General features: G+C 56.6%; 10 protein-coding genes. 4 read left to right on the top strand and 6 right to left on the bottom strand.

Going from position 1 to position 8794, the window contains the following annotated elements:
• On the top strand, nt 1–410 hold a 410-nt coding region (locus BN77_RS33410; RefSeq protein WP_208856430.1), incomplete at its 5' end, for a hypothetical protein.
• A 186-nt stretch (nt 411–596) separates the two neighbouring features.
• Here BN77_RS33410 and BN77_RS07110 read toward each other — a convergent pair.
• From BN77_RS07110 to BN77_RS07090, 4 genes are all read right to left on the bottom strand, one after another.
• Nucleotides 597–992 (bottom strand): DUF6941 family protein, encoded by a 396-nt coding sequence (locus BN77_RS07110; protein WP_007529973.1) that lies wholly within the window; start codon nt 990–992, stop codon nt 597–599.
• Nucleotides 979–1431, bottom strand: a complete 453-nt coding sequence (locus BN77_RS35805) for a helix-turn-helix domain-containing protein (RefSeq protein WP_051177102.1) — start codon at nt 1429–1431, stop codon at nt 979–981. The genes BN77_RS07110 and BN77_RS35805 overlap by 14 nt, the downstream gene beginning before the upstream one ends.
• The gene (locus BN77_RS07100; protein ID WP_051177100.1) at nt 1421–1915 is read right to left on the bottom strand and encodes a hypothetical protein; all 495 of its coding nucleotides are present in this window, start codon (nt 1913–1915) and stop codon (nt 1421–1423) included. The genes BN77_RS35805 and BN77_RS07100 overlap by 11 nt, the downstream gene beginning before the upstream one ends.
• A 1231-nt stretch (nt 1916–3146) precedes the next feature.
• The gene (locus tag BN77_RS07090) at nt 3147–3395 is read right to left on the bottom strand and encodes a hypothetical protein (RefSeq protein WP_007529965.1); all 249 of its coding nucleotides are present in this window, start codon (nt 3393–3395) and stop codon (nt 3147–3149) included.
• A 298-nt stretch (nt 3396–3693) separates the two neighbouring features.
• Between BN77_RS07090 and BN77_RS07085 the strand changes: the two genes are divergently transcribed.
• Nucleotides 3694–3936, top strand: coding sequence for a DUF982 domain-containing protein (locus BN77_RS07085; RefSeq protein ID WP_040677621.1), 243 nt, complete (start codon nt 3694–3696; stop codon nt 3934–3936).
• Between the two features lie 234 nt (nt 3937–4170).
• Here the strand turns inward: BN77_RS07085 and BN77_RS07080 are convergent, their stop codons facing one another.
• The gene (locus BN77_RS07080) at nt 4171–5319 is read right to left on the bottom strand and encodes an acyltransferase family protein (protein ID WP_007529957.1); all 1149 of its coding nucleotides are present in this window, start codon (nt 5317–5319) and stop codon (nt 4171–4173) included.
• A gap of 157 nt (nt 5320–5476) precedes the next feature.
• A complete protein-coding gene (locus BN77_RS07075; RefSeq protein ID WP_007529955.1) occupies nt 5477–5734 on the bottom strand; it encodes a hypothetical protein in 258 nt (85 codons plus the stop codon).
• A 634-nt stretch (nt 5735–6368) separates the two neighbouring features.
• On the opposite strand from BN77_RS07075, the gene BN77_RS07065 reads away from it, so the two are divergent.
• On the top strand, nt 6369–6632 hold the full coding sequence (locus BN77_RS07065) for a hypothetical protein (RefSeq protein WP_007529953.1): 264 nt from the start codon (nt 6369–6371) through the stop codon (nt 6630–6632).
• Between the two features lie 96 nt (nt 6633–6728).
• Nucleotides 6729–8789 carry an ATP-dependent helicase gene (locus tag BN77_RS07060; RefSeq protein WP_007529952.1) on the top strand — a complete coding sequence of 687 codons (2061 nt, stop codon included), beginning with the start codon at nt 6729–6731 and terminating at the stop codon, nt 8787–8789.
• Nucleotides 8790–8794 lie beyond the last annotated feature (5 nt).

Below are 8794 nucleotides of genomic sequence, written 5' to 3'. Positions count from 1 at the left end.
CCAGATATAAAAAGGTGACGAATAGCACCCCAGCTGCAGCGCCTACCGCCACTCTTACAGCTTTAACCATCAACCCCTCGCCGAAATTTTTTCAGGACGAGCTTGCACAGAAATTTGGCGAAGAGCAATCAGACGGCAGACAAACAACTGGAGGCATCATGATTATTCAGCATAAAGGACCGCAACGCGATCGCGGCTGGACTACAGATTTTAAGTCAGATCCTCACTCCGCGTCGTCATGCGCGTCTCGAGAAGGTGAATACGTCTCGGTCACTATGGTGGATGATACAGGTCGCCTCTGCAGAATCCTCTACACTGAGGAGGAGGCTCTGAACCTTTATCGAGCAGCAGTTGGATTGGGTGCCGTTGAGCTCGATGAGGAAGTCAATGGTCGCAGCGAGCGCTATTAGCGCCCCACGTCCCGAACGACTTCCGAAAAATCCCGCAAACCCGGGACGGGTGCATGCAGTTCGTTCGCGCCTATTCCGTTTCTGTCCAATGGAACGGTCCGCAATCGGTCCGACGGCAAACACAAAAAGGCCCCGACGATGGGGGTCGAGGCCTTGACATCAGACAACAGAAATTCTGTCAGTGAATCAGGTTTGGACGGATACCTGCCCCTTAGTCACTCGAAGCGTGCGCAGGACGGTCCACTCCCTTTCTTCTCCGAACATCGCTTCAAGGGTCAAATCACCGGATTGGCCAATCAGAACAGGTGATCCGAACCCCATTGGCGTCCAATTTTCTAATTCCACAACTTCAACTTGCCCTTCAATAAACATTAGGTCCTCGTCCTGACCCGCCATTCTCGCTCGAAATTTAAAATTGATGTGCCCCAACCGATCGCTCTCGAGGAGTAACCAGACACCCAGCACAAATTGTCCCGGCATCTGCGTCAGGACAATCCCATTTGTATAAACGCCGATGAGAATGAACTTACCGTTTACCTCCTGCCGAACCTGATCACAGACCGTAAGATTATGCACTTTCATGCTGACGCACCACTTTCGAACTTACCAAATTCCGCGACGGCGCCGATGACTGAGTATTCGGTCCCGCGACCGCGTCGCCACCAATAACGACCATGTGGCTTTTGCCGAGACCAGGCGTTGCCCCTGGAGCAGACGACGAGATGATTGCCACCGGCAAGGGTTCTTGCACTATAGGATGCTCATTTGCCGAAACGTCGACCTTTTTCGGCTTGAGCGCAAAGACAATCTCTTGATCCATCGCCCAGGCCAGATCGGCTATTGATCTGAGAGTTAGATTTGCCTGTCCAGTCACACGGCGATTCACGATCGATCTATCGACGCCAAGTCGCTCCGCAACCTGCTGCTGCTTCAATCCCGATCGAACCAAAGCGCCCTGCAGTTCCTTCTGGACGCGGCGAACGAAGCGGCCGGCACTTCTACCCTTTGCGTCAATTGGCATCCGATAAGACATCGTCGTAATCCTTACCCTCAATAGCCTTCGGAGGATCAAGATTGAGGTGATCTCTCCTGAAGGCGGTCCTCGCCATATAAAGCCCGTATCGGCTAAAGGTTTCTATCTCGTCCTTATGATCGCCGAAGCAGCATACGAATACATCACGCTCCGGGACCCATCCGAAAATTCGCACATCAGGCGTCTTGAATTCCCAAACAAAAAGGTCTGGGGTTCGAGACAGCGATTTGAACCGCCGATCAAGATGCATGTGCTCGCCCACCACGTATTCGTGAAAGATCGCGTCCACCTGCTCCAACGGATCCGAGTCGCCGCCAACAATCGTCGTTTCGAGAAGCGGCAATTCATCGTTCAGCCACGCAACGAAGTCGGGAGTTGCGTAAATTCGCCGCCACGGCTGTTCTCCTGCTTCGAGCTCTACGTCGATCTTGATCAGATCGCCACTATGGTCTAATTCAATCAGAGTTGCCATATAAGTCAACAAATTTTGGTTAACAAGAGGTTTCGCAAAGGTTGCCAGATCTCATTTTTTGAGCCGGACGACTCATGGATGGCGGCACGACCTGTACTATTCTTGGCACGAATAATCCATCGCAAGGTCAAAAGGCGCAGATTTGAAGACTTCTCCAGCCGACTGCTACGGGAATGGCGCGGGCTTCTTTCCTCGCGTGGTGAAATGCAAAAGGTCCCTCCGAAGCACGCAACCAAAGCGTGGCGCCTCCGCTTTCTGCCGCAGGGCGATCTGTAACAGGTCGCAGTCTCGCGGAAGACGGATTATCCAGCCACCATCGTTGGCGGACCAAGCCGCAACATCTGCTTTTGCCTGCCGCGCATCCTCGCCCTCGGCCGGTACGAATGTGCCGCAACCTCCCTTGATCGAGGCTGTAAACACTCTACCGGTGCCTCAGCTCTGGCGTGACATTTGGTGGTGGGAGGATTCAGCTTATTGGTCACGCCGGCTGATTGGGGCAAAGAGGAAGGCACCAGCAACCGCAAAGTCCGCCTAGCCAGGTCTGTGCAAAATCCGTGCATGGTAGCTTTACAAGAGAGAAAAAACGAAGGGTGCCATATAGATACAGAACCCCCGACATACCCTTGGTAAGGGTGAGGTCGGTGGTTCAATCCCACTCGGCAGCACCAGTTTTTCCCAGCCAGATCAAACAAATAGAATTACCTGCCGGTAAGATCATCCGCCCCGTCCAATGTGGTCGTTGTGCTCCATGCGGACTTGTTTGCGAAAAACCGCCAGTGGAAGGAAAGCCGGGGTAGTCGGACATTGGCCGCCGGTGACAATATCGGCAACGCCTACCTATTACGGAGAAGCCGCGTAAAAATCTGAGATTTTAGCTCGAATCGCACCACGCATGCTGCTTGATTGCCAGCAACCAGGAGGACGTCTCATGCAAAATGTGGTCCTTGCGGCCGCGCTTTTTTGCTGTCGTCCGCATTCTTTGTCGACGCCATTACTGAGATCAACGCCCATACATGGGAAGAAGGTATTCGTGCACGTCGGCATCGGTGGCCGCAGTTTCCATTATCCGCCGGCCCTCTGCGGACCGGGCGACAAGCGTGATACGACAAAATCTGCGCGATGCTGAGGGAAAGCAGTGCCTGCTCGATCCAGAATTGTTCCATAACTTCCGCTAAGTCGCGGCAAGCGACGCGGCGGCGGTTGGCGCAAAGACGAACCGCCTTGCGCTAAGTCAGGCGTCGAAGTGCCAGTCCTTCGTCGGGCGGCAAGACAGATAGTCGGATGCATCGAGATCCTCGATCATCTGTCTAAGGGCCCGGACTGTTTCCTCAAATGCCGCGAGTTTCGAAGCGGTGACGTCTACTTTGCTCCCCGTTGCCTCGTCCACCTCCAGCCATCGCTGCTTGCCATGTCGCATGGATACAACCAGCGAAACATACTTCTGGCATTCCGCATTCAGTACGTGCTTGAGGTCCTGCATCACCGATCTCCAACGCTGACAGGGGCAACTGATGTTGAGCTTTCTATGGTTGCACAAAGTCGCAAAATCAGCCAGTTAAAAGTGCAGACCGCCATCTGCTCATCCCCGAGGAAGGATAACGCGTAGGGGCGCAAAGAGATCAGAAACGCGGACTGGTGAGCGAGGAGACCAATCAATGCACCGGTTTTCCCGTTTGCGGGCGTCAAAAATATCGCTAAAATGCCTCCTGGGTCAGGCTTTCCGGAGAACGCAAAAGCCGATTCCCACGTTTTGGCCTAAGCAATGGAGGAGTACGCCGATGGCCGTAGAGAAATGGAATGACCCTATTCATGTTGGATTTGAAAATACCGGCGCGCGCACAATCCTCGGACCCCTGGACGCGCTGAAATGCCTGGCAGACCTTTGGCCGAGCGCGCGGGGGCTGCGTTACCTTAAGGCAAGAAGCACATGCAGGGCCGCCCTTGATGGTCGAAAGACAGTCGAAGAGGCGCGCGCCGAATTTGTCGCAGCGGCGGAAGAAGCGAAGCTGAAAGTTAATTGATCAACGCGAGCCGGCGAGAACACCCGGCGGAAGCACTCGATTACCTGTCCCGGAACAGGGCGAGAGTTTATTTTTGCTTAACCCTCGGCGGTGCCAGCTGTTGGGATCATGATGAACTTCATTGCCATTTAGGCACGTCCCTCAATAAAACATCGGCAGCCATCATGATGATGGTCAGAGGCTCGTCACCCTCTGCGAAAGCAGACGAGCCTCGTTTGCAATAAAACTCGCCTATCACGCCGGCTCGAGCCTGCGTCGGCGGATTTTTTCAAGAACTTTGCGCCCGAGCTTTTGGCCCGGCCCCTCGATCCGGGTGAAGCCGAGATACGCCAGCGCGTAGGCCGATGGCAGGAGAGCGGCGACGACAATCGCAAAGCGGGCGGGTGTCGAAATCCCAGCCCCAAAATGCCTGATGACGAAAGCGGCGATCGGCTGCAGCAAGATCAAATGGATCAGGTAGACACCGAATGAAAGCTCGCCGAGCCAATGGCACAAGCGACTTCCCATGAGGGAAGAGACGCGGTCGCCGAGCCTTCCGACCAGGCCGGGCAACAGGTGATAGTGTACCAGCGCGAAGAAGCCGATCACGAGGAGCAGCCGAATGGCAACTTTCGTCGAGGTCATATCCCCGCCGATCGGAATCATAACCAGCATGACCGCCAGCAAGCCGTTCATGATGGTCTGCAGCGGCGACACGAACAACCCGTTGGCGATCAGCATGCCGCATAGGAAGACGTGCATCTTCAGCGGCAGGAAAGAGGGCATAGGAAAATCGACATGCGCGGCCTGAATGGCCTTGGCGATGAGGAAGGCGGCAAGCGCAACAACGGCGGCGCCCGGCAGCCATCTGGTTCTCCGCAAAAGAAGCATTGCAAGGGGAAAGACCGCATAGAACTGCATCTCTAGTCCAAGACTCCAATCCGGCAGCGGCGTGCGGAACGCATAGGCAGGATGCAGCCCGAAGAGGAAGCTTGCATGAATGAAGAGATTGCGCAGGCTGCCATCCAGATAGCGCTCCGGCAATTGCGGACCATGTTCGAGAAAGGTGTCAATGACCATGCGGCTCTCATAGAGCTGCGGCCCTAAGAGCAGCGCGATGCATAGCATCACATAATAGAGCGGCGCGATGCGGAAGAAGCGCTTTAGCCAGAAGCCGAACCAGGTGGATGGCTTTTCCCAGGGATTAGCGGTTTCGCGCAGCTGATAGTGAAAAACCATCAGGAAGCCGGACAGCATAATGAAGAGGTCAACGCCCAAATCCGGCGACGAAAGGATCGGAAGGTGCCAGCCTGTCAGTTGCAGGCTATGGCCCACGAGAACCCAAAGGGCGGCTAGGCCACGCAGGCCGTCGAGGCATCCGATCCGCTTGCTCTCAATGATCATCGGGTATCCTTCTGGTTGAGGCTCAGCTTCGCAGGAAGCTAACGCAATGTGCTGCAACGCACAACGCACAACCAGAAAAGTTGATCGGGCCTGCCCAGGAGAGCGCGATCTCGCCTTGCCTTAATTCATCAAATGCCCAGCAAGAGATGGTTGGAGATCAACAACGGCCGTCGCTTTGCACCTCGAGGTAGCCAACGCCGATGATGGTACCGTCAAACGCCCGAATGAAGGATGGAACATAGTGCGTCGTCGGTGCGGCGCACGATGCAGTTCCGGAATATTCGTTCAGTGCGATCTCGTCCCGCGGCAGTGCGGAATAGTCGCTTGTAATTTCCAATGAAGCCGTCGCCGGTGTAACAGAGGTCGCTACTGCCAGCGCCAACGCCGGCCCTCCCAGTCGAAGAAGTCTTTGCATGCGCTTCTCCCGTGTTTTGGTTTAAAAGCATTAACTAATGAAAAGCGTTTCTAGTTCCAGTGTCGCCACTACTACTTTCGCACAGTTAACGCGTCGTATTTTCGATTAAGCTAAATTGTATGATTTTACATGACGGTAGATAGAGGATTCTATATGCGCAGCTACAAGCTGTATGCGTGCGATCAAACTGATGAGGCCACAGTATTAAAGTTGCCTAGCCTGGCTAACGTCCAAGCATCCGGCTGCGAACATGCCTCTTGCCCATCCAGCCTGCAGCCAGTTCAACAGCCTGCTCGGCCTGAGAGCTTTCCGCCAGATGAATCGCGCGAGAATGACGTCAGGTCCGAGGATCGACATGACGATTCCGCTGCTATCGACGTCATCGGCTACGCCGAGGGCGCTTCGACCAAGGCGCAGGTAGATGCAAGGCGGCTTGCCCGCAGGTGTCGCCGTGATCTTATGTCGTCCGAAATTGAAGCGTGCGGCAAAGGCAGTTAGCGACTGATCCCGGGAGGGGTAACTGCGCCGCACCACTCTATACTTGGAAGAATATCGCCAGTATCAGCCGACGCCCGCTTGGCGCCTCGACCTCGAGGGCCATATATACCCGCGGTTTAGTGCAGGGTTTGTAACGATGAAGGTTCTGCTTACGACAATTCTATCGGTCGTGATGCTATCGGGCTGCACCTCGGACAGTTCGACCGAGGTGCAGCCGATCCCGGGCAGCATCACCTATGGCGGGCAGCCGCGCACGAAACTGACCAAATCTCCGCCAGGCAGTGCCATCTACAATTCCTTCTACGACTCAAGCGGGCAGAGGGTTAAGGAAACCTATATCCTTCAGCCGGATCGCACTTTGAAGCTGACCCGACGCGTCGTGGTTCCCGATTTCCCCTGACATGCCGCTGCTTGACAGCCAGCATTTTCGAGAACATTCAAGGAACATCGAATTTTTCCGCGGTGCGATTCTCCGCAGAAGCAACCGGACGGCTGAATGTATCTTGAAAAGCTCAATCCCCAGCAGCGCGCGGCCGTCGAATATGGCACGCTCACCGAGGGCACCAATGTTGCCGGGCCGCTACTTGTCATCGCCGGGGCCGGCTCTGGAAAGACGAACACGCTTGCCCATCGCGTCGCCCACCTGATCGTCAAGGGCGCCGATCCGCGCCGGATTCTGCTGATGACATTTTCCCGGCGGGCGGCGTCCGAGATGGCGCGACGTGTCGAACGCATCTGCACCCAGGTCCTCGGCAACAATTCCGGCATAATGACGGATGCGCTCGCCTGGAGTGGGACGTTTCACGGGATCGGGGCCCGGCTCCTGCGCGATTATGCGGAGCAGATTGGCATCGATCCCGCCTTCACGATCCATGATCGCGAAGACAGCGCCGATCTGATGAACCTTATTCGGCACGAGCTCGGCTTTTCGAAGATGGAGAGCCGCTTCCCGACCAAGGGCACCTGCCTTGCGATCTATTCGCGCGTCGTCAATTCCGAAAGCGAACTCGGCCTCGTTCTGCGCGATGCGTTCCCCTGGTGCTCGGCCTGGGAAAATCAATTGCGGGAGCTTTTCGGCGCCTATGTCGAAGCCAAACAGAATCAGAACATTCTCGATTATGACGACCTGCTTCTCTATTGGGCGCAAATGGTCAGCGAGCCGATCATCGCGGACGATATCGGAAGCCGCTTCGATCATGTCCTTGTCGACGAATACCAGGATACGAACCGGTTGCAGGCATCGATCTTGCTTTCGTTGAAGCCCGGCGGGCAGGGCCTGACCGTCGTCGGTGACGATGCGCAGTCGATCTATTCCTTTCGCGCGGCCACCGTGCGCAACATTCTCGACTTCCCCGCGGCGTTCACTCCCTCCGCAAATATCATCACGCTTGATCGTAACTATCGCTCGACGCAGCCGATCCTTGCCGCGGCGAACGCCGTCATCGATCTTGCCTCCGAGCGCTTCACCAAGAACCTTTGGACGGAGCGCCAATCGGCTCAGCGACCAAAACTTGTGACAGTACGCGATGAGGCCGACCAGGCGCGCTATGTCGCGGATAAGGTGCTGGAGAACCGCGAAGAGGGCGTAAAGCTCAAGCAGCAGTCGGTTCTGTTTCGCGCATCCCACCACAGCGGCGCGCTGGAGATCGAGCTCACCCGCCGCAACATTCCGTTCGTGAAGTTCGGCGGCCTGAAATTCCTCGATAGCGCGCACGTCAAGGACATGCTGGCCGCGCTCCGCTTCGCCCAGAATCCACGCGACCGCGTCGCCGGCTTCCGATTAATGCAATTGCTTCCGGGCGTTGGGCCTTCGACGGCACAGCGCGTCATCGATGAGATGGCGGCTGATGCCAGTCCGATGCAGGCGCTTGCCGAACTGCCGGCCCCTCCCCGGTCCGGCGAGGATTGGACGGCCTTTGTTGCTATGCTGCAGGAGGTGAAGGTAGGCAAAGCCGGCTGGCCGGCGGAGATCGGGCTCGTTCGCGAGTGGTATTCGCCGCATCTCGAACGCCTGCACGAAGACGCCTCGACCCGCCAGGCCGACCTTTTGCAGCTCGAGCAGATCGCCAGCGGCTATCCTTCCCGTGAACGCTTCCTGACGGAGCTGACGCTCGACCCGCCGGATGCCACCAGCGATCAAGCCGGCGTGCCGCTGCTCGACGAGGATTATCTGATCCTATCGACGATCCATTCCGCCAAGGGGCAGGAATGGACGCGCGTATTCATGCTAAACGTTGTCGACGGCTGCATCCCGTCCGACCTTGCGGTCGGCACCAGCGCCGAGATCGAGGAAGAGCGGCGCCTCCTCTACGTCGCGATGACCCGCGCCAAGGACAATCTCGACCTCGTCGTTCCGCAGCGGTTCTTCACGCACGGCCAGAACGCGCAGGGAGACCGGCATGTTTACGCCTCGCGGACGCGCTTCATTCCGGCAACGTTGCTGCAGTTTTTTGAGGTGGTCGGCTGGCCGCAGACCAGGGCCGACGGTGGCGCCTCGCACCAGGCGCGACAGGTGCGCGTCGACGTCGGTGCACGCATGCGCGGGATGTGGCGCTAAGAGCA

Source organism: Rhizobium mesoamericanum STM3625 (assembly GCF_000312665.1).
In the GTDB taxonomy this organism is placed as follows: domain Bacteria; phylum Pseudomonadota; class Alphaproteobacteria; order Rhizobiales; family Rhizobiaceae; genus Rhizobium; species Rhizobium mesoamericanum.
This window is presented reverse-complemented; position numbering and strand designations above follow the sequence as displayed.